The 24,361-nt window shown below is 74.0% G+C and carries 19 protein-coding genes; 13 read left to right on the top strand and 6 right to left on the bottom strand.

The annotated features are described in order from the left end of the window. The first annotated feature begins 63 nt into the window (after positions 1-63). Both IEZ05_RS23420 and IEZ05_RS23415 read left to right on the top strand, forming a co-directional pair. Positions 64-1,194, top strand: a complete 1,131-nt coding sequence (locus tag IEZ05_RS23420; protein ID WP_189232184.1) for an aminopeptidase P family protein — start codon at positions 64-66, stop codon at positions 1,192-1,194. Positions 1,195-1,241: 47 nt separating this feature from the next. Continuing rightward, positions 1,242-2,174 (top strand): aminoglycoside phosphotransferase family protein, encoded by a 933-nt coding sequence (locus tag IEZ05_RS23415; RefSeq protein WP_189232235.1) that lies wholly within the window; start codon positions 1,242-1,244, stop codon positions 2,172-2,174. 21 nt (positions 2,175-2,195) lie between these two features. Here the strand turns inward: IEZ05_RS23415 and treZ are convergent, their stop codons facing one another. Beyond that, positions 2,196-3,941, bottom strand: a complete 1,746-nt coding sequence (gene treZ / locus IEZ05_RS23410; RefSeq protein WP_189232183.1) for a malto-oligosyltrehalose trehalohydrolase — start codon at positions 3,939-3,941, stop codon at positions 2,196-2,198. Positions 3,942-4,115: 174 nt separating this feature from the next. Between treZ and IEZ05_RS23405 the strand changes: the two genes are divergently transcribed. From IEZ05_RS23405 to IEZ05_RS23395, 3 genes are all read left to right on the top strand, one after another. Next, positions 4,116-4,667 carry a DUF1707 and FHA domain-containing protein gene (locus IEZ05_RS23405; protein WP_189232182.1) on the top strand — a complete coding sequence of 184 codons (552 nt, stop codon included), beginning with the start codon at positions 4,116-4,118 and terminating at the stop codon, positions 4,665-4,667. 191 nt (positions 4,668-4,858) lie between these two features. Beyond that, positions 4,859-6,184, top strand: a complete 1,326-nt coding sequence (locus IEZ05_RS23400) for a M14 family zinc carboxypeptidase (protein WP_189232181.1) — start codon at positions 4,859-4,861, stop codon at positions 6,182-6,184. After that, positions 6,181-6,609, top strand: a complete 429-nt coding sequence (locus tag IEZ05_RS23395; RefSeq protein ID WP_189232180.1) for an SSI family serine proteinase inhibitor — start codon at positions 6,181-6,183, stop codon at positions 6,607-6,609. The genes IEZ05_RS23400 and IEZ05_RS23395 overlap by 4 nt, the downstream gene beginning before the upstream one ends. A gap of 33 nt (positions 6,610-6,642) precedes the next feature. Here IEZ05_RS23395 and lpdA read toward each other — a convergent pair whose 3' ends face one another. Beyond that, complete coding sequence (gene lpdA / locus IEZ05_RS23390; RefSeq protein ID WP_189232179.1) at positions 6,643-8,046, bottom strand: dihydrolipoyl dehydrogenase; 1,404 nt, start codon at positions 8,044-8,046, stop codon at positions 6,643-6,645. Between the two features lie 117 nt (positions 8,047-8,163). Between lpdA and IEZ05_RS23385 the strand changes: the two genes are divergently transcribed. Next, positions 8,164-9,111, top strand: coding sequence for a LysR family transcriptional regulator (locus tag IEZ05_RS23385; RefSeq protein WP_189232178.1), 948 nt, complete (start codon positions 8,164-8,166; stop codon positions 9,109-9,111). 477 nt (positions 9,112-9,588) lie between these two features. Here the strand turns inward: IEZ05_RS23385 and treY are convergent, their stop codons facing one another. After that, on the bottom strand, positions 9,589-11,988 hold the full coding sequence (treY, locus tag IEZ05_RS23380; protein WP_189232177.1) for a malto-oligosyltrehalose synthase: 2,400 nt from the start codon (positions 11,986-11,988) through the stop codon (positions 9,589-9,591). An 81-nt stretch (positions 11,989-12,069) separates the two neighbouring features. On the opposite strand from treY, the gene IEZ05_RS23375 reads away from it, so the two are divergent. Then, a complete protein-coding gene (locus tag IEZ05_RS23375) occupies positions 12,070-13,377 on the top strand; it encodes an MFS transporter (protein ID WP_229869823.1) in 1,308 nt (435 codons plus the stop codon). Here the strand turns inward: IEZ05_RS23375 and glgX are convergent. Further along, entirely contained in the window at positions 13,374-15,491 is a 2,118-nt protein-coding gene (glgX, locus tag IEZ05_RS23370) for a glycogen debranching protein GlgX (protein WP_189232176.1), read from the bottom strand. The genes IEZ05_RS23375 and glgX overlap by 4 nt on opposite strands. Before the next feature lie 343 nt (positions 15,492-15,834). On the opposite strand from glgX, the gene IEZ05_RS23365 reads away from it, so the two are divergent. Both IEZ05_RS23365 and IEZ05_RS23360 read left to right on the top strand, forming a co-directional pair. Continuing rightward, positions 15,835-17,082 carry an SAV2148 family HEPN domain-containing protein gene (locus tag IEZ05_RS23365; protein ID WP_189232175.1) on the top strand — a complete coding sequence of 416 codons (1,248 nt, stop codon included), beginning with the start codon at positions 15,835-15,837 and terminating at the stop codon, positions 17,080-17,082. A gap of 115 nt (positions 17,083-17,197) precedes the next feature. Next, positions 17,198-17,920 (top strand): 3'-5' exonuclease, encoded by a 723-nt coding sequence (locus tag IEZ05_RS23360; RefSeq protein ID WP_189232174.1) that lies wholly within the window; start codon positions 17,198-17,200, stop codon positions 17,918-17,920. A 22-nt stretch (positions 17,921-17,942) separates the two neighbouring features. Here the strand turns inward: IEZ05_RS23360 and IEZ05_RS23355 are convergent, their stop codons facing one another. Further along, entirely contained in the window at positions 17,943-18,806 is an 864-nt protein-coding gene (locus tag IEZ05_RS23355; protein ID WP_189232173.1) for a phosphotransferase enzyme family protein, read from the bottom strand. Positions 18,807-19,083: 277 nt separating this feature from the next. Here IEZ05_RS23355 and IEZ05_RS23350 point away from each other — a divergent pair, with 277 nt between their 5' ends. Genes IEZ05_RS23350 through mgt form a run of 4 tightly spaced genes read left to right on the top strand, consistent with a single transcriptional unit; the run spans position 19,084 to position 23,392 of the window. Further along, positions 19,084-20,019, top strand: a complete 936-nt coding sequence (locus tag IEZ05_RS23350; RefSeq protein ID WP_189232172.1) for a carbohydrate ABC transporter permease — start codon at positions 19,084-19,086, stop codon at positions 20,017-20,019. After that, positions 20,016-20,849, top strand: a complete 834-nt coding sequence (locus IEZ05_RS23345) for a carbohydrate ABC transporter permease (protein WP_189232171.1) — start codon at positions 20,016-20,018, stop codon at positions 20,847-20,849. The genes IEZ05_RS23350 and IEZ05_RS23345 overlap by 4 nt, the downstream gene beginning before the upstream one ends. Then, complete coding sequence (locus IEZ05_RS23340) at positions 20,849-22,132, top strand: ABC transporter substrate-binding protein (RefSeq protein ID WP_189232170.1); 1,284 nt, start codon at positions 20,849-20,851, stop codon at positions 22,130-22,132. Before IEZ05_RS23345 ends, IEZ05_RS23340 begins: the two co-directional genes overlap by 1 nt. 57 nt (positions 22,133-22,189) lie before the next feature. Next, positions 22,190-23,392 (top strand): macrolide-inactivating glycosyltransferase, encoded by a 1,203-nt coding sequence (gene mgt / locus IEZ05_RS23335; protein WP_189232169.1) that lies wholly within the window; start codon positions 22,190-22,192, stop codon positions 23,390-23,392. 39 nt (positions 23,393-23,431) lie between these two features. Here mgt and IEZ05_RS23330 read toward each other — a convergent pair whose 3' ends face one another. Further along, complete coding sequence (locus tag IEZ05_RS23330) at positions 23,432-24,325, bottom strand: LysR family transcriptional regulator (RefSeq protein ID WP_189232168.1); 894 nt, start codon at positions 24,323-24,325, stop codon at positions 23,432-23,434. Positions 24,326-24,361 lie beyond the last annotated feature (36 nt).

Below are 24,361 nucleotides of genomic sequence, written 5' to 3'. Positions count from 1 at the left end.
CGTCGCCTCCTCGCCGCGGGCAGGATGCTGCCCGTGACCCCTTCGTCCGCCCAGGAGGCCCGGATGACCGGCACTGCGCCCGCTGCTTCCTTCACCGCCGACGACTACCGGGCCCGCATGGAGCGCGCCGCGCGGACGGCAGCCGACGCCGGACTGGCCGGGCTGCTGGTGGCGCCGGGCCCGGACCTCGTGTGGCTCACCGGCTACGCGCCCACCGCGGCCACCGAACGGCTCACCCTCCTCGTCCTCGCCGCGGGCCGGGACCCCGTCCTCGTCGTGCCGACGCTCGAGGCCCCCGACGCCGAGAAGGCCGTCGGCGCGCCCGCCCTGACCCTGCGCGACTGGACCGACGGCAAGGACCCCTACGCCGTCACCGCCGCACTCCTCGACGGCTCGGGGCGTTTCGGCATCAGCGACAACGCCTGGGCGATGCACCTGCTCGCCCTCCAGCGGACGCTGCCCGGCACGTCGTACGCCTCCCTCACCGAGGCGCTGCCGATGCTGCGCGCCGTCAAGGACGCGGCGGAGCTGGATCTGCTCGCGGCGGCCGGCGCGGCGGCGGACGCGGCCTTCGAGGAGATCCGCACGGTCTCCTTCGGCGGGCGCCGGGAGTCAGACGTCGCCGCGGACCTCGCCGCCCTGCTGCGGCGCTTCGGCCACTCCCAGGTCGACTTCACGATCGTCGCCTCCGGACCGAACGGCGCCAACCCGCACCACGAGGTCGGCGACCGTGTCATCGAGGACGGCGACATGATCGTCCTCGACTTCGGCGGCCTCAAGGACGGCTACGGCTCCGACACCTCCCGCACGGTCCACGTCGGCGAACCGACCGAGGAGGAGCGCCGGGTGCACGACCTGGTCCGCGAGGCCCAGGAGGCCGGATTCCGGGCGGTGCGGCCCGGCGTCGCCTGCCAGGAGGTCGACCGGGCCGCGCGCTCCGTCATCGCCGACGCCGGATACGGGGAGTACTTCATCCACCGCACCGGCCACGGCATCGGCGTCACCACCCACGAACCGCCCTACATGATCGAGGGCGAGGAGCAGCCCCTCGTGCCCGGCATGTGCTTCTCCGTCGAGCCCGGGGTCTACCTGCCCGGCCGGTTCGGGGTGCGCATCGAGGACATCGTCACGGTCACCGAGGACGGCGGCCGGCGCCTCAACGACACGACCCGGGAGATGGTCATAGTGGAGTGAGCCTCCACGTACAGACCCAGAACCCCCTGGAAGACGACGGCGCGACCATGACCCAGGCACCGACACCGACCGCGGACACGGTCCGCCGACTGGTCCGTACCCTGCTCAGCGAGGGCGCGGCACCGGAGGTCCGGCCCGTCGCGGAGGGCGCCGAGCCCGCCACCTGGTGGGTCGGCACCCGCCACGTACTGCGGCTCGCCCCCGACCGTGAGACCGCCGTGCGCCAGCGCCGCGAGCTGCGCCTGCGCGACCTGGTCCGTCCCTACCTCCCCGTCGCGGTGCCGACGAGCGTGGCGCACGGCGAGTGGGCGCCGGGGCTGACGTACACGCTGGACGCCAAGATGCCCGGCGGGTCGGGAGAGCGGCACGCCGTGTCCGCCGTCGGCGAGGCCGAGCTGGCGGCGCTGCTCAGCGGGCTGCGCGAGGTGCCGGTCCGCCAGGCCGAGACCCTCGGCGTGCCGCGGGCCGCCCCGCGCTCCCTGGAGACGCTGCGCCGGGCCGCCGAACGCGCCGCCCGGCGACTCGCCGAGGCCGACGAGTTCGACCCGGCCCGTCCGGAGCGGCTGACGGCGGCGGCGACGGCCCAGCTCGGCGCCCAGCCCGGCGCCGCGGTCCTCGTCCACCACGGCCTGGCGGGCGAGCACCTCGTCGTCGGCGTCGACGGACGGGTGCGCGGGGTCCTCGGCTGGACGGACGCGGTCCTCGGCGACCCGGCCGAGGACATCGCCGGACTCGCGCTCTCCGTCGGCTCTCCCGCCGCCGTGCGCGCCGCCACCCTGGCCGGCTACGGCGCCCGGCCCTGCCTGCGCGGCCTGTGGCTGGCGCGCTGCGACACCGTCGTCCACCTCACCGACGCCCTCGCCGGCCGGTCGGTCACGCCCCTGCCCCTGCTGCGGACCCGGCTGCGCCGCGCCTGGGAGCCGATCCTGCTGGAACGGGTGACGGAGTTCCGCGAGGACGGCGAGGACGGCACCGCCTAGCCCCGGCGAACGGCCGGCACGTCACTCCTGCACGAGCACCACGCTCGACTCGCCCGGCACGCGCAGCACGCCGTCCTCGCCCGGCCCCTGCACCGGCTCCCACGCCGCGAGCACGCGCGCGGGACGGGAGCCCAGCGGGATCGCCGCGGGCTCGGTGCCCAGGTTGACGGCCACCCGGATGTCGCCGCGCCGGAAGGCCAGCCACCGGCCCTCGCGGTCGTGGGCCACCCTGGTGTCGGCGAGGTCGGGGTCGGTCAGGTCCGGCTGCTCGTGCCGCAGGGCGATCAGCCGTCGGTACCAGGCCAGCACGCGCGCGTGCGGATCGCGTTCCGGCTCGGACCAGTCGAGGCAGGAGCGGTCCCGTGTCGCCGGGTCCTGCGGGTCGGGCACCTCCTCCTCCTTCCAGCCGTGCGCGGCGAACTCCCGCCGCCTGCCACGCCGTACGGCCTCCGCGAGGTCCGGGTCGGTGTGGTCGGTGAAGAACTGCCACGGCGTGCCCGCCGCCCACTCCTCGCCCATGAACAGCATCGGCGTGAACGGCGCCGTCAGCGTCAGCGTGGCCGCGCACGCCGCCAGGCCGGGGGAGACCAGGGACGCCAGCCGGTCGCCCTGGGCGCGGTTGCCGACCTGGTCGTGGGTCTGGCTGTAGCCGGTCAGCCGGTGCGCCGCCGTGCGCTGCCGGTCCAGGGGCCGGCCGTGACCGCGGCCCCGGAAGCTGGAGTAGGTGCCGTCGTGGAAGTAGCCCCGCGTGAGCGTCTTGGCGAGCGCCGCCAGCGGGTCGCGCGCGAAGTCGGCGTAGTAGCCCTGCGACTCCCCGGTCAGCGCGGTGTGCAGGGCGTGGTGGAAGTCGTCGTTCCACTGCGCGTGCACGCCCAGGCCGCCCTCCGCGCGCGAAGTGATGATCCGCGGGTCGTTCAGGTCGGACTCGGCGATCAGGAACAGCGGCCGGTCCAGGTCGGCGGCCAGGTCGTCCACGGCCGTCGACAACTGCTCCAGGAAGTGGCACGCGCGCGTGTCGACGAGGGCGTGCACCGCGTCCAGGCGCAGGCCGTCGATCCGGTAGTCGCGCAGCCACGCCAGCGCGCTGTCCACCAGATACGCCCGCACCTCGTCGGAGCCGGGCGCGTCCAGGTTGATCGCGACGCCCCAGGGCGTGTGGTGGGTGTCCGTGAAGTACGGGCCGAAGGCGGGCAGGTAGTTGCCGGACGGGCCCAGGTGGTTGTGCACCACGTCCAGGACGACGCCCAGACCGAGTTCGTGGGCCCGGTCGACGAACCGCTTCAGCGCGTCGGGCCCGCCGTACGGCTCGTGCACCGCCCACAGCGACACGCCCTCGTAGCCCCAGCCGTGCCGGCCGGGGAAGGGGCACAACGGCATCAACTCGACGTGCGTCACGCCCAGTTCCGCCAGGTGTTCCAGCCGCTCGGCGGCGGCGTCGAGGGTGCCCTCGCGCGTGTACGTGCCCACGTGCAGCTCGTACAGCACCGCGCCGGGCAGCGGGCGTCCGGCCCACTCGGCGCGCCAGGCGTAGCGCCCGTGGTCGACGACCGCGCTCAGCCCGTCCGGCCCGTCCGGCTGCCGCCGCGAGCGCGGGTCCGGCAGCACCGGCCCGTCGTCCACCGCGAAGCCGTAGCGCGAGCCCTCCCCGGCCTCGGCGCGACCGCTCCACCACCCCTGCCGCTCCGGATCGCGCTCCATCGCGCGCGTGACGCCGTCGCACGTCAGCGTCACGCGGCCGGCCTGCGGTGCCCACACCTCGAACTGCACGGACGGTTCCCCTTCGTCTGCTCACCGTGACGTAGCCCGTCCATGGTCCTGCAAAATCGATCAATCCGCTGGTGAACGTCCCCGTTCGCGGCGGGTGTCGTGAACCCACGGGCCGGCGGCGGCCGTTTCCCGGTTTTCTGGACACCCCGGCCCGGCTGACCGACAATCACCTGCGTGACGTCGTCCTTCGAGTTCCCCACATACCCCGCGCGGTTGTCCGACGCGGAGCGCGACAAGGCGCTGAAGGCGCTCCGGGACGGCGTCGCCCTGGGCCGCCTGTCGCACGACACCTTCGTGCGCCGCATGGAACTGGCGCTGACCGCCCACCACTCCCACGAACTCGCCGCGCTCACCGCCGATCTGCCCACGGAGGGCAGGGTCTCGCGCCTGGTGTTCGGCACCGTCGAAGCGGTGTCCGGCTTCGGCGTCCGGCTGCGCCGGGCCTGGCAGGCCGAGCGGCTGCCCAAGCTGCTGCTGCCGCACCCCGGCACCGGCCATCCGCTGCGCATAGGGCGCGACCCGGCGAGCGGGCTGCGGCTGACCCACGAGACGGTCTCCCGCGTGCACGCCGAACTCGTCCGCCAGGGCGGCATGTGGGTGCTGCGCGACCTCGGCTCGACCAACGGCACCACGGTCAACGGACGACGGGTCATCGGCGCGGCCGTGGTCCGCGAGGGCGACCAGATCGGCTTCGGCCAGATGGCGTTCCGCCTGGCCGTGAACTGACCCCCCGGACAGCTCTGGCCTGGGCTTCACGCCGCGTCGTGTGTCTCGGGGTGGCCTGAATCCCTTTGCTTTTCCTGGTGTTGACGTACCCCTGAAGTCGTGACTGACTGTGCGTACACCGCGCACGTCAGGTGAACCGACGGCTCCCATCGTGGAGGTGTGCCCTGCCGCCCCTCCTGCGCTACCCGACCGTGGACGAGCTGGGCGTCCGGGCCGCCGCACTCGTCGCCCGCCACCCCCGGGGCGCACGGCTGCGCCGCGTCGGCACCTCCCGCGCGGGCACCCCGCTGCTGCTGCTCTCCGTCGGTCACGGCACCCGCCAGGCCCTCGTCGTCGCCGGGCCGCACGCCAACGAGCCCGTGGGCGGCGCCACCGTGCTGCGACTGGCCGAGCGGGCCCTGGCCGACCCGCGGCTCACCGAGGGCGCCGACGCCACCTGGAACCTGCTGCTGTGCGCCGACCCCGACGGCCTGCGCCGCAACGAGGGCTGGCTGTCCGGCCCGTACACCCTCGGCCGCTACGCCCGGAACTTCTTCCGGCCCGGCTTCCTGGAACAGCCCGAGTGGCTGCCCGACGGCCCCGACCACGCCGTGCTGCCGGAGACCCGCACCCTGCTCGCCCTCCAGGACGAACTGCGGCCCTTCCTGCACTGCTCCCTGCACGGCGTCGACGTCGGCGGCGGCTTCGCCGAACTGACCCACGACCTGCCGGGCCTCGCCCAGCGCATGGCCCACACCGCGGCCCGCCTCGGCATCCCCCGCGAGCTCGGCGCCTACGACACCCTGTACTGGCCCGGCCTCGGCCCCGCCCTCTACCGGATACCGCCGCCCCGCCACGGCGACCTGACGCAGGCCATCACCGAGGCGGCCGTCGACTCGACCTGGAGCCACCCGCGGCGGTACGGCACCGTCACCGCGGTCGTCGAGGCACCCATGTGGGGCGTGGCAGCCGTGGAGGACGACTCACCCCCGGCCGACGGGGACGCGGTGCTGCGCTCCGTGAGCCTGACCCTGCGCCACGACACACACCGGCTGCACCGCCTCCTCGCCCGGCTCCGCCCGTACGCCGCGGGCAGCCCCGACGCGGCCCGCCTGCTCGCGCCGGTCGACGACTACCTGCTGGTCTGCCCCAGACTCGCCGACGCGTGGGACCCCGACGCCGACGACGGAACGGGCCGTCCCCTGCCGCCGATGAGCACCGCCCACCTGGTCGCCCTGCGTATCGCCGGCCGGCGTCTCGCCCTGCGCACGGCGGGCTTGCTGCACCAGCTGGTGACCCGCGGCGGAAACGATCCGGCAGGCGTGCTGCCGGAGCTGGACCGGATCGTCGACGAGTGGTGCGCCGACTACCGCGACGGCTGCGCGGCCCACTGGATACCGGTCGCCCGCCAGGTGGAGTACCAGACCCGCGTCGTGCTCGCCGCCTTCGAACTGGCCGGGCGGCACACGCACGCGGTATCCCGTTCGGGTGAGCCGGGCTGGGGCTCCGAGCCCGCCGTGCCGATGCACCGGGAATGACCCACATCATCACGACCGCGGCAGCCCGGACGGGCCTCCTCCTGACCGCGGCCCTCCTCGCCTTCGGCGCCGCCCCCGCGACGGCGACCGCACAGCCGGAACCCGGGAACGACTGGCTCCAGGTCACGGTCACCCGGGGCGACACCTCCGCCGGCACCCCCCGCCGCGCCATGCTCCGGTGCGATCCGCCCCGCGGCCACGCCCGCGCGGCCGAGGCGTGCGCGGAGCTCGAAGCGGCGGACGGAGACCTCGACCGCATCCCGCTGCGGGACACGTACTGTTCGATGATCTACGCACCGGTGACCGCGCACGCCCGGGGGCAGTGGCGGGGACGGGCCGTGGAGTACACGCAGACCTTCCCCAACACCTGCGTCATGACGGCGCGGACGGGAGCGGTCTTCGCCCTGGACGACGTGCAGGGGTGAGCAGGGCGGGCCGGTGACCGCGCGGGCCCGCCGTCACTGCTGGTGCAGCCCGCGGCCCGCCAGGGTCAGGAACGCCTCCCCGACCGCCTCCGACAGGGTGGGGTGGGCGTGCACGTGCCGGGCCACGTCGGCGGGCTCGGCGTCCCAGCCGACGATCAGCTGGCTCTCGGCGATCATCTCCGACACGTGCGGGCCCACCAGGTGCACCCCGAGCACCCGGCCGCCCCCGGCCTCGGCGACGACCTTCACCATTCCGCCCTGCCCGTGCACCATCCCCTTGGCCACGGCCGTCAGCGGCATCACGTTGACGGCCGGCTCGTACCCGCGCGCGCGTGCCTCCGCCTCGCTCAGCCCCACGGCGGCGGTCTGCGGCGCCGAGTACGTCACCCGCGGCACGGCCGCGTAGTCGACGGGCGCGGACGGCACGCCCGCCAGCGTCTCGGCCACCAGCAGGCCCTCCGCGAAGGACGCGTGCGCCAGCCCGAGCGACGGCGGCGGCAGCAGGTCGCCCACCACATGGACACCGGGCACGGCCGTCTCCAGCCGGTCCCAGTCCGCCGGTACGACGAAGCCGCGCTCGTCGGTGCCGAGGCCCGCCGCGCCCAGGTCCAGCCCGTCGGTGACCGGTGCCCGGCCGACGGCCACCAGCAGCCGCTCGGCCTCGACCGTGAGGGTCTCGCCCCGCGCCGTGCGCACGCGCGCGCGGACGCCGTCGTCCAGCACCTCCGCGTCCAGCAGTCGCGCACCCACCCGCACGTCGACGCCGCGCTTCTTCAGACCCCGCGTCAGATGGCGGCTCACGTCCGCGTCCTCCAGTGGCACGATCCGGTCCGCGGCCTCCACCAGGGTGACCTCGGCGCCCATCGAGCGGTGGAACGAGGCGTACTCGACGCCGATCGCGCCACCGCCCAGCACCAGGACGGATGCCGGCAGCCCGGGCGCGAAGAGCGCGTCGTCGCTCGTCACCACGCGCCGCCCGTCCGGGTCGAGTCCCGGGAGGGTGCGCGGGCGTGAACCGGTGGCCAGCACGATGCCGCGGCGCGCGGTGAGGCCGGGACCGCCGTCCACGCGTACGGAGCGCGGTCCCGTGAGCCGCGCGCCGCCCCGCAGCACGGTCACGCCCGCGTGCGCCAGATGCGCCTCCACGCCCCGGTGGTTGCGCGCCACGATGTCGTCGCGGGTGGCGACCAGAGCCGGCCAGTCGACGCCGTCCAGGCTCGCCTTCACCCCCCAGCGCTCACGCGCTTCGGCGACGCCGTCCACCAGTTCGGCGGCGTGCAGCATCGCCTTGCTCGGGATGCAGCCGCGGTGCAGGCACGTGCCGCCGACCTTGGCGCGCTCGACCAGGGCGACGTCGAGACCCAGGGCCGCGGCACGCAGCGCGGTGCTGTAACCGCCGGTGCCGCCGCCGATGACGATCACGTCATGTGTGTTCATGACCCCAGCCTCCGCCCGGCCCTTGCCATGAGTCCAAGGCAATGTTCTTGTGGGTTCGATGCAGGACGTTCATGACGGCGCGGCTTTGCGGGGCCGGGTCCGTAGCGGGGAGCGGGGATGAGTCTGCGCCAGATGGAGTACTTCATGGCCGTCGTCGACGAGGCGTCGTTCACCCGGGCGGCCGAGACGCTGCATGTCACGCAGTCCGCGCTCTCGCACCAGATCAAGGCCCTGGAGAGGTCGGTCGGCGGCCCCCTGCTGGAGCGCATGCCGCGCGGGGTGCGCCTGACGCCGATGGGCCGCGCCTTCCGGCCGCACGCCGAACTCGCCGTCCGCAGCGCCGCCCAGGCCCGTCGCGCGGCCCGCGCGGCCGCCGGGGCCGAGGGCGGGGAACTGCACGTCGCGGCCGTGCACTCGGTCGCCGCCGGCATCCTGCCCGACGTCTTCGCCCGCTGGCGCTCCGCGCACCCCGGCGTCCTGCTGCACCTCCACGAGTACGCCACGACCGAGGCGCTGGAGGAGGAGGTCGAGCGCGGCACCGCGGACCTCGCCGTCGGCCCGGCGCCCCGCGACTGGCCCGGCACGGTCGTCCCGGTCGGCGAGGAGGAGATCGTCCTGGTGGTGCCCTTCGACGACCGTTTCGCGGGCCGTACGACGGTGACGCTGCCGGAACTCGCGGACCGGCCCTGGGTGCGGTGCGCCATGGAACCCGTCGTCGAGGGCGAGCGCTTCCTCGACCTGGTGTGCGGACGGGCGGGATTCCGGCCGCTCACCGCCGTGTTCACCGAGCACACGTCGACGGCCGTGCGGATGGCCGCCGCCGGCGTCGGGGTGTGCACGGCGCCCTCGCACATCGTGGGCGGGGCGGTCGGCGAGGACTGCGTGGTCCTGACGCCCGACCCGCCGTGGCGCCGGCCGCTGACGGTCTTCTCCCGCGTCCCCCCGACCGGCGCCGCGGAGGCCTTCATCGACCTGCTCCGCACGACGTGGCCGGCCCCGGGTGCCCCCGTGGCGCCGGCACAGCCGGAGGATGTCTGCGGTTCCGTGGGCGGGGTGGCGGGTTGAGTCCGGCCGGCACTGCCCTGCGCAGCGGCCGCGCCGGAAGCGTGCCCGGCTGTACGTTCTGCGGCAGTCCGGCGACGTGGGGGCGTGCGTCCACCTGATGAACGCGGTGTGGCCCGGCCCGGGTGCCCCCGTGGCGCCGGCACAGCCGGAGGATGTCTGCGGTTCCGTGGGCGGGGTGGCGGGTTGAGTCCGGCCGGCACTGCCCTGCGCAGCGGCCGCGCCGGAAGCGTGCCCGGCTGTACGTTCTGCGGCAGTCCGGCGACGTGGGGGCGTGCGTCCACCTGATCCACGCGACGTGGCCCGCCCCCGAGCAGCCCTCCGGGGCGGTCGTGTCGGGTACGGCGGTGCACGCCGTCACGCGTCCGGCGTCCACCGGAACGGGCCTCCGCCGCACGGCACCGTGCTCCGGCTCGGCCGCCGCCCGGCGGACCCCGGCCCACGGCCGCCGTCCCGGCGTGCACCCGCTTGCCGTCCCCGTCAGCCCGTCTCCGTCGGCGTCCCGGTCCGTTCCAGCAGGGCCACCGGTAGGGCCGCGAACAGGTCCTCCACGCGCACGTGACCCTCGAACTCACGGCCGGGGGACAGCGCGTCGGCCCAGCGGCCCGGCGGCAGCGTGAGCGTCGTCCCGCGCCAGCCGCCCGACTCGGCCAGCCGCAGGGACAGCCGGGTCACGGCCGTCAGGACCTGACCGGAGCGGACGAACGCCACGCAGTGCGCCGCCGCGGGGCCGTCGGCGGGCAGCGCCTCGTACGTCGCCGTGTCGCCGAACGCGTCGGGCCGCCGTGCCCGCAGAGCCAGCGCCGCCCGGGTCACCGCGTCCTTGTCCCCGGGGGCGGCGGGCGGGAAGTCCACGGGACGCCGGTTGTCGGGGTCCACCAGCGCCCGGTAGTCGCCCTCGGTGCCCTGGTAGAGGTCGGGCACGCCCGGCATCGTGAGGTGGGTCAGGGCCGTGCCGAGGACGTTGGCCCGGATGTGGGGCTCCAGACCGGCCCGGAAGGCGGCCACCCGCTCACCGGCCGCACCGCACGGCCCCTTCGCCACGAACTTGGCCACCGCCTCCTCGTACGCCGGCTCCTGCTCGGTCCAGCTGGTGTACATCCCCGCCTCGCGCACATGCTTCAGCAGCGCCTGCCCCACGCGCTCCCCGTCCGCCGGCCCCAGCCCGAACACCGTCTGCCAGGCCGCCCACGCCAGCTGCCCGTCCGGCACCCCCTCGCCCGGGCCGGTGACCTCGGCCAGGAGGTCCGCCCAGCGCTCCGGGCACTCCGTGAGCACCGCCAGCGCGGCGCGCACGTCGGCGCTGCGCTTGGTGTCGTGGGTCGACACGACCGTGCCGGTCGTGGGCCAGTCGCGCTGCACACGCGCGCAGTACGCGTGGAAGAGCTCCGGCGACACCGCCGGACTCCCCGGGTTCCCGCCCACCTCGGTCGCCGACAGCAGCGGCACGTAGCGGTAGAACGCCGTGTCCTCGACCGACTTGGCGCGCAGCGCCGACGCCGTCTGGGCGAACCGCGTCCGGAACTCCACGTGGTCCGGCCCGTCGCCGAACCGCCCCAGCACCAGGTCCCGCACCACGTCCACCGCACCGGCCTCCTCCGGCACCGCGAACGCCCGCCGCGCCTCGGCCGCGGCCTCCTCGGTGACGACCGACGCCGCGTCCACCGACGCGTAGGGCCGGTACACCTCCAGCCGTACCAGCAGCTCCCGCAGCGCGGTGCGCAGCGCCCACGGCGCCCGGTCGCGCAGCGCGGCGTACGGCGAGGCGACGCACAGCCGGTGCGCCACCCGGGTCAGCCGGTCCGTCTCGGTGGCCAGCTCGTGCGTGAGCACCTTGTACGCCGCCCGCCGCACCGTGGCCGCCCAGTCCCCGCCCCGGTCCGGCTGCGGGGCGGCGAACGCGCGGTACCGCCCGAGGAGTTCCCCGTACCCCGTCGGGTCGGTGAACAGCCCGTCGATGTGCCGCAGGGCGTCGTAGCCGGTCGTGCCCGCGACGGGCCAGGCCGCGGGCAGCCGCTCCCCGTCCGCCAGGATCTTCTCCACGACCGTCCACCGGCCGCCGCTCGCCTCGTGCAGCCGCCGCAGGTAGCCGTCGGGGTCGGCGAGGCCGTCGGGGTGGTCGACGCGCAGCCCGTCGATCACGCCCTCGCGCAGCAGCCGCAGGACCGTGGCGTGCGTGGCCTCGAACACCTCCGGGTCCTCCACCCGCACCCCGATCAGCTCGGAGATGCTGAAGAAGCGCCGGTAGTTCAGCTCGGTGCGGGCCAGCCGCCACCACACCGGCCGGTACCACTGCGCGTCCAGCAGCTGCGGCAGCGGCAGGTCCCCGGTGCCCTCCCGGAGGGGGAAGACGTGGTCGTGGTAGCGCAGCACGTCGCCGTCGGCCCGCAGGTCGTCCAGCACCTCGCCGACGGGCGCGCCGAGCACGGGCAGCAGCACCTGGCCGCCCTGCGCCTCCCAGTCGATGTCGAACCACCGCGCGTACGGCGACTTCGGCCCCTCCCGCAGCACCTCCCACAGGGCGCGGTTGTGACGGGGGGACATCGCCATGTGGTTCGGCACGATGTCCACCACCAGCCCGAGACCGTGCTCCCGCGCGGTGCGCGCCAGGGCCCGCAGCCCCTCCTCGCCGCCCAGCTCCTCGCGGACCCGCTCGGGGTCGACCACGTCGTAGCCGTGCAGCGAGCCCGGGACCGCCTCCAGGACGGGGGACAGGTGCAGATGGGTCACACCGAGCGAGGCCAGGTACGGCACGGCCGCCGCCGCGGCCCCGAAGGGGAACCCGGGCTGGAGCTGCAGCCGGTACGTGGCGAGGGGAGCCTGGGGGGAGGTCTGGGCCGGGAGGGACGTGGGCACCGGGTCGGGTCGCTCAGGTGTCATGGAAAGCTACGTACCCGCCTCGCCGCCTTTCGTGTCATCGGCCCATCCCCGGGCGCACCCGCGGGTGGCTAGCTTCGAGCGATGGGCAGCACACGGAGTACGGCGGACACGGCTCGACGGCACCGCACGCTGCGGACGTACCGGGAGGTCGTCGGGCTGACCGGGCCGCTGCTGCCCGTGGTGTCCTTCCTGGGGCGGCTGCCGACGGCCACCATCCAGTTCGGCAGTGTGCTGCTCGTCGCCCGCACCAGCGGCTCCCTGGCCGCCGCAGGACTGACCGGCGGTGCGCTCGCCGTCGGGCAGGTGGCGTGCGGCCCGCTGGTGGGCCGGCTCGCGGACCGGCACGGCCAGCGCACGGTCGTCCTCCTGTTCAGCCTGGCCAACGCCCTGGCGATCGCCGCGCTCGTGGCCGGTGCGCTCGCCCGGCTGCCGACGCCCGTGCTGGCCGCCCTGGGCGCGGTGGCGGGTGCCAGTGTGCCGCTGATCGGTCCGCTGGCCCGGGTCCGGCTGGTGGCCCTCGCCCGGCGCGCGGGGGCCTCCGAACCGACCGTGGGCGCAGCCCTGTCCTTCGAGAGCACCCTCGACGAGATCTCCTTCGTGCTCGGCCCGGCCCTGGTCGGCGTGGCGGCGGTGCTGGCCCACCCCGCCCACGCCCTGGGCGCCGCCGCCCTGCTGGTGGTCGTGTGCGGCTCGGGCTTCGCGCTGCACCCGACGGCTCGGGTGACGGGCGACGCCGCGCTTCCCGCGCCCGACGCCCCACCGGCGCGTGCCCGGGTCCGCATGCCCCGCTCCGTGCACGCCCTGTACGCCTCCCTCGCCCTCCAGGGCGCGATGTTCGGTGCCTGCCAGGCGGGGATCACCGCGTTCACCGAGCGGCTCGGACAGGGCGACCAGGCCGGACTGGTGTACGCCGCCATGGGGGTGATGAGCGCGGGCGCGGGGCTCGCCATGGCCGCCGTACCCGCCCGTGTCGGCCTGCGGACCCGCTGGCGGACGGCCACCGCGACGGCGTGCGTGCTGTCGCTGCCGCTGCTGTGGACGGACACCCTGGCCGGCCTGTACGCGGTCGTCACCGTCCTCGGCATCGCCTACGCACCCCACCTGATCACCGTCCTGGCGCTGACCGAGCGGACGGTGCCGCGCGCCCGGCTCGCCGAGGCGATGGCCTACGCGACCAGCGCGATCGTCGGCGGCCAGGCCCTGGCGGTGGCCGTCACCGGTCGCCTCGCCGAGTCCCACGGTCCCGTGGCGGCCTTCACGGCGGCGACCGGGACCGCCGGTCTGGCCTTCGCGATCGCCCTGGCCGCCCGCCCCGCGTCGTACGCCGCGCACAGCGGAGCGGTCCACCACGCGCGCGTGGCGGACCGCTCCGGCGACACGTCGTCCTAGACGGGCCGCTGCAGCACCGTCAGGCTCCGGTCCACCAGCGTCAGCCGGTCTCCGGCCTGCACCTTCGTCCCCGTCGGGGCCGGTACCCCGTCGGTGCGGGCGGTGTCGACCACCACCTCCCACTGGCGGCCGTGGTCGACGGGCACCACGAAGTCCAGGGACTTCGGAGAGGCGTTGAACATCAGCAGGAACGAGTCGTCGGCGATGCGTTCCCCGCGCGCGCCCGGCTCGGAGATCGCGTTGCCGTTCAGGAACACCGTCAGCGCCGACGCCCGCGCCGAGTTCCAGTCCCGCTGGGTCATCTCCGCGCCCTCCGGGGTGAACCAGGCGATGTCCGACAGGTCGTCGTGGGTGCCTTCCACGGGCCGGCCGTGGAAGAAGCGCCGCCTGCGGAAGACCGGGTGGTCCTTGCGGAGCCACACCATCGCGCGCGTGAAGTCCAGCAGCGTGGTGTCGGCGTCCTCGCCCTCGGGCCAGGACACCCACGCCAGCTCGTTGTCCTGGCAGTAGGCGTTGTTGTTGCCCCGCTGGGTGCGGGCGAACTCGTCACCGTGACTGATCATCGGCACGCCCTGGGACAGCAGCAGGGTGGCGATGAAGTTCCGCATCTGCCGCGCCCGCAGCTCCTGTACCGCCGGGTCGTCGGTGTCGCCCTCGGCGCCGCAGTTCCAGGACCGGTTGTGGCTCTCCCCGTCCCGGTTGTCCTCGCCGTTGGCCTCGTTGTGCTTGTCGTTGTAGGAGACCAGGTCGTGCAGGGTGAAGCCGTCGTGGCAGGTGACGAAGTTGATGGAGGCCAGCGGGCGGCGTCCGTCGTCCTGGTAGAGGTCGGACGAGCCGGTCAGCCGGGACGCGAACTCCGCCAGGGTGCGCTGTTCGCCGCGCCACAGGTCCCGCACCGTGTCCCGGTACTTGCCGTTCCACTCGGTCCACAGCGGCGGGAAGTTGCCCACCTGGTAGCCGCCCTCGCCCACGTCCCACGGCTCGGCGATCAGCTTCACCTGCGAGACCACGGGGTCCTGCTGGACCAGATCGAAGAAGGACGACAGCCGGTCCACCTCGTGGAACTGCCGCGCCAGGGTCGCCGCGAGGTCGAAGCGGAACCCGTCGACGTGCATCTCGGTGACCCAGTACCGCAGTGAATCCATGATCATCTGGAGGACGTGCGGGGACCGCATGAGCAGCGAGTTCCCGGTGCCCGTGGTGTCCATGTAGTACCGGGGGTCGTCGGTCAGCCGGTAGTAGGACGGGTTGTCGATGCCCTTGAAGGACAGCGTCGGGCCCAGGTGGTTGCCCTCGGCGGTGTGGTTGTAGACCACGTCGAGGATGACCTCGATGCCCGCCTCGTGCAGCGCCTTCACCGCCGACTTGAACTCCAGCACCTGCTGGCCGCGGTCGCCCCAGGAGGCGTACGCGTTGTGCGGGGCGAAGAAGCCGATGGTGTTGTAGCCCCAGTAGTTGTTCAGCCCCATGTCCACCAGGCGGTGGTCGTTGACGAACTGGTGTACCGGCATCAGCTCCAGCGCCGTCACCCCCAGTTCGGTCAGGTGCTCGATGACCGCCGGGTGCGCGAGGGCCGCGTAGGTGCCGCGCAGTTCCTCGGGCAGGCCGGGGTGCCGCATGGTCAGGCCCTTGACGTGGGCCTCGTAGAGCACCGTGTGGTGGTACTCCGTCCGCGGTCGCCGGTCGTCGCCCCAGTCGAAGTAGGGATTGACCACGACCGAGCTCATCATGTGCGGAGCGGAGTCCAGGTCGTTGCGCCGGTCGGGATCGTCGAAGTGGTAGCCGTACACCTCCTCGCCCCACTGGATCGAGCCGCTGATCGCACGCGCGTACGGGTCGAGGAGCAGTTTCGCGGAGTTGCAGCGCAGCCCGCGCTCCGGCGCGTAGGGGCCGTGGACGCGGTAGCCGTACCGCTGCCCCGGCATCACGCCCGGCACGTACGCGTGCCGTACGAACGCGTCGCTCTCGCGCAGTTCCACCGCCGTCTCCGAGCCGTCGTCGTGCAGCAGACACAGCTCTACTCGGTCCGCGGCCTCCGTGAAGACCGCGAAGTTCGTGCCGGCGCCGTCGTACGTGGCACCGAGTGGATATGCCTCTCCAGGCCAGACCTGCATGGACACGACTCTTTCAGGTGTGCGGCGCCGGTGCGGACGCCTTGGCTCCGAGTCTCCCCGAAAGTGAGGCGACCACCTAGCACTCACGTGCCTCTTACCCACCGCGCGCCGATCCGTTCCCGGTGAGTTCCCGGCCGTCCTGTCCGCACCGTACGACGTCACCGCTATGAATCCGCTCACTCGCGCCGGTCCCCGGGCCCGGAACGGGCCCGTGGATCAGGGCCGTTGGGAAAACCGGCCTGCCCATCCGGCTGCACCGCGCACCGCTCGCGGAGTACCCTTCCTTGATCGTTGGACGGGGTCTGACCGGGAGTGCTCCCAGGGAGCGGAAGGCGGTGCGCGGGTGGGCTCGGGAGGGCTGGAGCTGCCCCCTGGTGACGAGGGTCACGAGGGGAACTCCACGGACGTCCCGCCCGGTGCGGTGTCCCTGGCGCGGCCCATGCACGCGGGTGCGATCGGTCCGGAACTGGACTGGGACGCCGACGCCTGGCACGAGGTGCGCACGCGCGCGCAGCGGGCCGGCCGGGCCTACATCTGGCTGAACCTCGTCGAGCAGCGGCTGCGCGCGGTCGTCGCCGCCGTCCTGCGGCCGATCTACGAACCCGTCCACGGCGACGACTGGGTGGTCGCCGCCGCCGGACCCGCCGGGCAGGAGTGGGTGCAGCGCGCCGTCGCCGTCCGCGAGGTCAGCCGCCGCAAGGGCTACCTCCTCGACCCCGCCGACGACAACGTGCTGAGCTTCCTCACGCTGCCCCAGCTGCGCGAGCTGATGGTCCAGCACTGGCCGTGCTTCGAGCCCTACGTGGACGAGCGCCGGGACGTGGAACTGGCCCTGGACGAGCTGGAGGTCACCCGCAACGTCGTCTCCCGCAACCGGGCGCTGTCCGAGGCGGTCCTGAACCAGGCCGAACGGGCCTCGGCGCGGCTGCTGGAGGTCCTCGGCACCGGCAGCGACCTGCCGTCCACGCGCCGGCTGCCGGTCGACGCGGTGGAGGACCTGGTCGGCGACCGGTACGCCGACGTGGTCGCCGTGCACCCGGACCGGGTCCGGCTGCTGCGCCAGTTCCCGGCGGAGGACATCTTCGGCAGGGCCCGCCGCGTGGACGCCCTCGGCATCGGCCTCAACCTGCTCGTGCAGAACTTCTCCGGCCGCCGGCTGCTCCGGCTGGCCGAGTCCGGCGGCCGGGTGCGGCTGCTGTTCCTGAACCCCGCCTCCAGCGCCATCAAACGCCGCGAGCGCGAACTGGGCATCAAGCGCGGCGAGCTGAGCCGCGCCGTCGAGACGAACATCCTGCACATGCGCCGGGTGCGCTCCCGGCTGCGGGACCCGGGGGCGTTCGAGATCCAGGTCTTCGACGAGACGCCCCGCTTCACGGCCTACCTCGTGGACGGGGACGGCGCCGACGGCATCGCGGTCGTGCAGTCCTACCTGCGCCGGACGCGGGGGATGGAGGCGCCGGTGCTCGTCCTGCGCAACGGGCGCAACGGCGGCAGGGTCGTGAAGTCGGACCAAGTGGATGAAGGCGGACTTTTCCCCACCTACCGTGAGGAGTTCGAGCAGATGTGGGCGGATTCGCGACCGGTGTCCTGAGTGCCGGGCCCCGGGGCCGGAACGGCATGAACGGAACGCGATCCTTCGATTGTCAGTGGCCCGTGCGAAGGTGGGAACCACTGGGGGAACGCACCACCGAGGAGGGGGACCGCCCATGGGCTGGCACCGGGAGCTGCTGATCGGATTCGACCTGGAGACGACGGGCACCGATCCGCGCGAGGCGCGCATCGTCACCGGCGCCGTGATCGAGGTCAGGGGCGGGGAGCCGCTCGGCCGCCGCGAATGGCTGGCCGACCCCGGCGTGGAGATCCCGGCGGACGCGGTCGCGGTGCACGGCATCAGCAACGAGCGCGCGGCCGCCGAGGGCCGCCCCGCCGACCAGGTCGCCGACGCCATCGCCTCGGTCCTCACGGACCACTGGAGGGCGGGCGTCCCGGTCGTCGCCTACAACGCGGCCTTCGACCTCACCCTGCTCAGTGCCGAACTGCGGCGCCACGGGCTGCCGTCCCTGCGGGAGCGCCTGGGCGGCCTGGACCCCGCGCCCGTCATAGACCCGTACACCATCGACCGCTCCGTGGACCGCTACCGGCGCGGCAAGCGCAACCTGGAAGCGGTCTGCCGGGAGTACGGCGTCCCGCTCGACGCCGCCCACGACGCCTCGGCCGACGCCCTCGCCGCGGCCCGGCTGGCCTTCGCGATAGCCGGCCGCCACCCCAAGGTCGCCGCCCTCGGCCCGGCGGAGCTGCACCACCGCCAGATCGAGTGGTACGCGCAGTGGGCGGCGGACTTCCAGAGCTTCCTGCGCCGCAAGGGCGACGCCACGGCCGTCGTCGACGGGACGTGGCCGGTCCGCGAGTTGGCCGGCGAGCCGGTCTGACCCGGTCCCGCCGGGCGAGCCGTCAGAACGGATACCAGCGCACCGTCGGATCCTCGTCCCGCAGCGACGCCACCCTGCGTTCGAACTCGGCCAGTGCCTTGGGGTTGCTCGGCGCGTGCTGCGCCACCCAGGCGCAGCTGGCCGTCTCGCGGGCCCCGCGCAGCACCGCGCAGCCGTCCCATGCGCGCACGTCCCAGCCGTAGGTCGCCGTGAAGGCGTCGTACGCCTCGGCGGGCAGCCCGTAGCGGTCCCGGCTGAGGGCCATCACCACCAGGTCGTGCTCGCGCAGGTCGGAGGAGAAGGTCTCCAGGTCGACCAGGACCGGACCGTCGGGACCGACGTGCACGTTGCGGGGGAGCGCGTCGCCGTGGATCGGGCCCGGCGGCAGATGGGGGGTGAGCGCGGCGGCGGCCGTCGCGAAACCGTCGCGGCGCTCGCGCAGATACGCCGCGTCCGCGGGGTCGATCGCGTCGCCGGCGAGCCGCAGCCAGCGCTCCACACCGCCCAGCAGCTCGCGGGGCGGCAGCGCGAAGGAGGGGGAGGGCAGCGCGTGGACGAGCCGCAGCAGTCCGGCCACGTCCCGCGGTTCGGTGGGCCGCACGGCGTCGGGCAGCCGGTGCCACACGGTCACGGGATGTCCGTCGACCATCAGCGCCTCCGGCCGGGCCGCCCGCACCGCGGGCACACCGGCCTCCTCCAGCCACACCGCGACGGCCAGTTCACGGCTCGCCCGCCCGGCGAGTTCGGCGTCGCGGCCCACCTTGACGGCCAGGTCGCCGGCGGCGAAGACCGCGTTCTCGCCGAGGGCGAGCAGCCGCGCCTCCCGCGCCGGGCCGGGCAGCACCTCCGCCACGGCCAGTACCTCCCGCGCCCGTGCCTCGTCCATCGTCCGCCTCTCCGTGTCCGTCCTGGTCCGTCGTCACCGCCCCGCCGTCGACCGGCAGGCGCGGTGCGCCTGAGCCGGTGCGGTCGCCGGGGACGGGCCCGGGTCCCCGCCGGGCGCCGGCACGGGTCAGCCGTGCGCGTCCACCGTCGGGATCCCGCCATCCGTCGGCCAGTGTCGCATTCGTACAGGTGGGAGCGTGTGCGCGGTCCCTTGACGGGGCACAGCGCCTTCACGACCATGACCAGGCCCGTCCGAGCCGCGCGAAGGGGCTGACCACGTGACATCGGAGACCGAGGTGAGGAGACCGGCGCGCCGCGCGCCCGGCGGGGACCGGCCACGGCGCGACCCCGGCCACGGCGCCTGGTTCCTGGTGCTGCCCGCGCTGATCCCCATCCTGGTGCTCAGCGTCGGACCGCTGCTCTACGGCATCCTGCTGGCGTTCACCGACGCCCAGTCGGGCCGGACCGAGCCCACCCAGTGGATCGGCACCCTGAACTTCCAGGACCTGCTGCACGACACGCTGTTCTGGGAGTCGTTCCGCATCGGCCTGGTCTGGGCGGTCGGCGTCACCGTGCCGCAGTTCCTGCTCGCGCTCGGCCTCGCCCTGCTGCTCAACCAGAACCTGCGGCTGCGCTGGCTGGCCCGCGCCCTGGCGATCGTTCCCTGGGCGATGCCCGAGGTCGTCGTCGGCATCATGTGGCGGCTGGTCTACAACCCGGACGCCGGCATCCTCAACGAGACCCTCCGCGACCTCGGCCTCGGCGACGGCCGCGACTGGCTCAGCGGCCTGGCCACGGCCCTGCCCGCCGTGATCGTCGTCGGCGTCTGGGCCGGCATGCCGCAGACCACGGTCGCCCTGCTCGCCGGCCTGCAGAACACCCCGCGCGAGCTGCACGAGGCCGCCGCGGTCGACGGCGCCGGTGCCTGGCGCCGCTTCCGCACGGTCACCTGGCCCGCCCTGAAACCGGTCGCGCTCGCCATCACCGCGCTCAACCTCATCTGGAACTTCAACTCCTTCGCCCTGGTCTACGTGCTGACCAACGGTGGCCCCGGCGGTAGGACCCGGCTGCCCATGCTCTTCGCCTACGAGGAGGCCTTCCGCTACGGGCAGTTCGGTTACGCGGCGGCGATGGGCTGCGTCATGGTCGCCGTGATCTCGGTCCTGCTGGCCGTCTTCCTCGTCGGCCGGCTCAAGGGAGGTGACGACGCGTGAGGACCTCGACCGGAGCCCGCGTGGGCCAGTACGCGGCGCTGCTCGCCTATCTCGTCTTCCTGGCCTTCCCGTTCCTCTGGCTCCTGTCCACCGCGTTCAAACCGCCGCGCGAGCTGGCGAGCCTTCACCCCACCTGGATCCCGGAGAACCCCACCCTCGACAACTTCCGGCAGGCCTTCGACGAGCAGCCGCTGCTGCACGCCGCGCTCAACTCCCTGGTCGCCGCCCTCGGCGCCGCCGTGATCGCGGTGCTCATCGCGACGCCCATGGCGTATGTGATGGCCCGGCACCGCGGCCGGCTCACCAGGGCGGCCACCGGGTGGGTCGTGGTCAGCCAGGCCTTCCCCTTCGTCCTGCTGATCATCCCGCTCTTCCTGGTCCTGAAGAACCTCCGGCTGATCAACTCCGTGCCCGGGCTGGTGATGGTGTACGTCGTGTGGTCGCTGCCGTTCGCGCTGTGGATGCTCGCGGGATACGTCCGCGCCGTGCCGGCCGAGCTGGAGGAGGCGGCCGCGGTCGACGGGGCCGGGCGGCTGCGCACCCTCGTCTCGGTGACCGCGCCGCTGCTCGCACCGGGGATCGTGGCGACGGCGCTGTTCGCGTTCATCACCGCGTGGAACGAGTTCTTCTTCGCGCTGGTGCTGCTGAAGACACCGGAGAAACAGACGCTGCCGGTCGTGCTCACCCACTTCATCGGCGCCGAGGGCGTCGCGGACCTCGGCCCGCTGGCGGCGGCGGCCTTCCTCGCGACGCTGCCCTCGCTGGTCGTCTTCGCCCTCATCCAGCGGCGGATCACGGGCGGCATGCTCGCCGGGGCGGTGAAGAGCTGATGCGCACCAGGACCACCACCGTGCTCGTCGCGCTCGTCCTGCTGCTCGCGGCCTGCACCGGCGCGGGCGGTGACGCCGACGACGGCCGGATCACCCTGCGTTTCCAGTCCCTGGCCTGGCAGGAGGAGTCCGTGCAGGCCAACAAGGAACTGGTGGAAGAGTGGAACGCGGCCCATCCGGACGTGCGGGTCGAGTACGTCCAGGGCAGCTGGGACAGCGTCCACGACCAGCTCCTCACCTCCTTCGAGGGTGGCGAGGCGCCGGACATCATCCACGACGCTTCCGACGACCTCGCGGACTTCGCCTACGGCGGCTACCTCGCCGACCTCACCGACCTGCTGCCCCAGCGGCTGAAGAACGACATCCCCCGGGCCGGCTGGGAGACGGTCACCTTCGACGACGGCGTCTACGGCGTGCCGTTCCTCCAGGAACCCCGCGTCCTGATCGCCAACACGGCCCTGCTGGAGAAGTCCGGCGTCCGGATCCCGACACCTGAACACCCCTGGACGTGGCCGGAGTTCCGGCAGGTGACCAAGCGGCTGAGCGGCGACGGGACGTACGGCGTGGCCTGGCCGCTCAAGGAGCCCGTGTCCGCCACGCTCAACCTGTCGCTGTCCACCGGCGGGCAGCTGTTCCACCGCGACGCGGACGGCAGGGTCACCGTCCGGTTCGAGGAGGCCGACCAGGTGGTGCCGCGCACGATCCACGACCAGGTCGGCCGCGACCGCAGCGCCTCCGCGTCCACCCTGGGCAGCGGCGGCTCCGACACCCTGCCCGGCTTCTTCGCGGGCAAGTACGCGATGGTGCCGCTCGGCTTCTCCTACCGCCAGCAGATCGAACAGCAGGCACCCGAGGGCTTCGACTGGCAGGTCCTGCCCGCCCCGGCCGGCGCCGACGGGCTCGCCCAGGGCGTCAGCCCGCAGACGCTGTCCGTCGCCGAGGACAGCCCGCACAAGAAGGAGGCCGTCGCGTTCGTCGACTTCCTCCTCCAGCCGGACAACATGGTCCGCCTCGCCCTCGGCGACTGGATGCTGCCCACCGGCACCCGGGCCCTGGAGGACCCCGCCCTGCACACGACCGAGAACGGCTGGGCCACCGGCACCGCCCTCGCGGCCCACCTGCGCCCGGCCCCCGCGCAGTCCGTCCGCGGCTACGCCGAGTGGAAGGACAAGGTGGCCACCCCGGCACTCCAGGAGTACTACAGCGGGGCGATCGGCATGGAGACGCTGCGCGAGAGGCTGGAGGAGGACGGCAACCTCGTACTCGCCCGCTACCAGCGCTGACACGGCGTGCCGCTGAACAGCTTGCACGATACGTATCGTCTCGCATACGGTCACGGCATGACCAGTCGCGCCCACATCGCCATGTTCTCCATCGCCGCGCACGGCCACGTGAATCCCAGCCTGGAGGTGATCCGCGAGCTCGTCGCGCGAGGGCACCGGGTGACGTACGCGATCCCGCCGCTCTTCGCGGAGAAGGTCGCCGAGACGGGCGCCGAGCCCAAGCTCTGGAACAGCACGCTGCCCGGCCCCGACGCCGACCCCGAGGCGTGGGGCACCACCCTGCTCGACAACGTCGAGCCGTTCCTGAACGACGCCGTCCAGGCGCTGCCCCAGCTCGTCGAGGCGTACGAGGGGGACGAGCCGGACCTGGTCCTGCACGACATCACCTCCTACCCGGCCCGCGTCCTCGCCCACCGCTGGGGCGTGCCCGCCGTCTCCCTCTCGCCGAACCTGGTCGCCTGGGAGGGCTACGAACAGGAGGTCGCCGAGCCTATGTGGGAGGAGCCGCGGAAGACCGAACGCGGTCAGGCCTACTACGCCCGCTTCCACGCCTGGCTGGAGGAGAACGGGATCACCCAGCACCCCGACCCGTTCGTCGGCCGCCCCGCCCGCTCCCTGGTGCTCATCCCGAAGGCGCTCCAGCCCCATGCCGACCGGGTGGACGAGACGGTGCACACCTTCGTCGGCGCCTGCCAGGGCGACCGCGCCACCGAGGGCGATTGGCACCGCCCCGACGGTGCCGAGAAGGTCGTGCTCGTCTCCCTCGGGTCCTCCTTCACCAAGCGGCCCGCGTTCTACCGGGAGTGCGTCGAGGCGTTCGGCGACCTGCCCGGCTGGCACCTGGTGCTCCAGGTCGGCAGGCACGTCGACCGCGCCGAGCTGGGCGACGTACCGGCGAACGTGGACGTGCGGACGTGGGTGCCGCAGCTGGCGGTCCTCAAGGAGGCCGACCTGTTCGTCACCCACGCGGGCGCGGGCGGCAGCCAGGAGGGCCTGGCCACCGCCACGCCGATGATCGCCGTACCGCAGGCCGTGGACCAGTTCGGCAACGCGGACATGCTCCAGGCGCTCGGCGTGGCCCGGCACCTGTCCACCGAGGACGCCACCGCCGATGCGCTGCGCACCGCCGCACTCGCCCTGGTCGACGACCCGGAGGTGGCCGCGCGCCTGAAGGAGATCCAGGAGCAGATGGCCCAGGAGGGCGGCACCCGGCGGGCGGCCGACCTGATCGAGGCGGAACTCGCCGCCCGCCGGGCCTGAGGCCGGGCCGCCGGCTCGCCCCGCCCGGGCGGGGCGACGTCACCGCTGGGCGTCGCCCGCCGGGTGCCAGGGCCAGGTGGCGAGCGTGGTGTGCATCAGACGGGCGGCGGCCGACAGCCGGCCGCCGGCGACCCGGTGCAGGGTGAGGGTGCGTCGGCAGCCGGGGTCGTCGATGCCGATCCAGGCGCAGGGCGCGCTGACGTCGGCGCCGCGGGCCATCGCCGGGACGAGGGTGAGGCCGATGCCGGCGCTGACCAGGCCGGCGAGTGCGGCCGGTTCGTCGCCCTCACAGACGATTCGCGGAGTCAGGTCGTGACCGGCGAAGAGGCGGTCGAGCAGGCGGCGCTGCCAGTGGCCGGGGCGCGCGATCACGAACGGTTCCGTGCGCAGCTCCGCCACCCCGACGCGGGCGCGGGAGGCCAGCGGGTGGCCGGGCGGTGCGGCCAGCCAGACCGGCTCGTCGTGCAGGCGGACGCCGGCCAGCCCGTCGGCCGGGATCGGCTGGGAGGCGACGCACAGGTCCACCTCACGGGCGTGCAGGGCGCGGTGCATGTCCGAGGCCGGCATCTGCCGGAGGTCGACGTCGACGTCGGGATGGGCGTCCTTGAAGGCGGCCAGGGGGCCGGTGATGGTCAGGAAGGTCTCGGATGCCAGCCGTACCCCGCCGACGCCGTCGCGGGCCGCATCCGCGACCGCCCGGCGCCCGGCTTCCAGCTCCCCGAGAGAGCGCTCGACGTGGTCCCGGAAGAGCCGTCCCGCCTCGTTGAGCCGCAGACGGCCGGCCCTGTCGAACAGAGGAGCGCCGAGCTCGGCCTCCAGCCGGGCGATGGTCCGGCTCAACGAAGGCTGGGCGACCCGCAGTTCGCCGGCCGCCCGACTGAGGTGCTCGAGCCGCGCGACGACGAGGAACTGCTCGAGCGCGTGCAGATCCATCCCTTGCCCTCCACTCATAGCCCCGCGGGCATAGCA

Origin of the sequence: Streptomyces flaveolus (assembly GCF_014648815.1) — a bacterium.
In the GTDB taxonomy this organism is placed as follows: Bacteria; Actinomycetota; Actinomycetes; order Streptomycetales; family Streptomycetaceae; genus Streptomyces; species Streptomyces flaveolus.
This window is presented reverse-complemented; position numbering and strand designations above follow the sequence as displayed.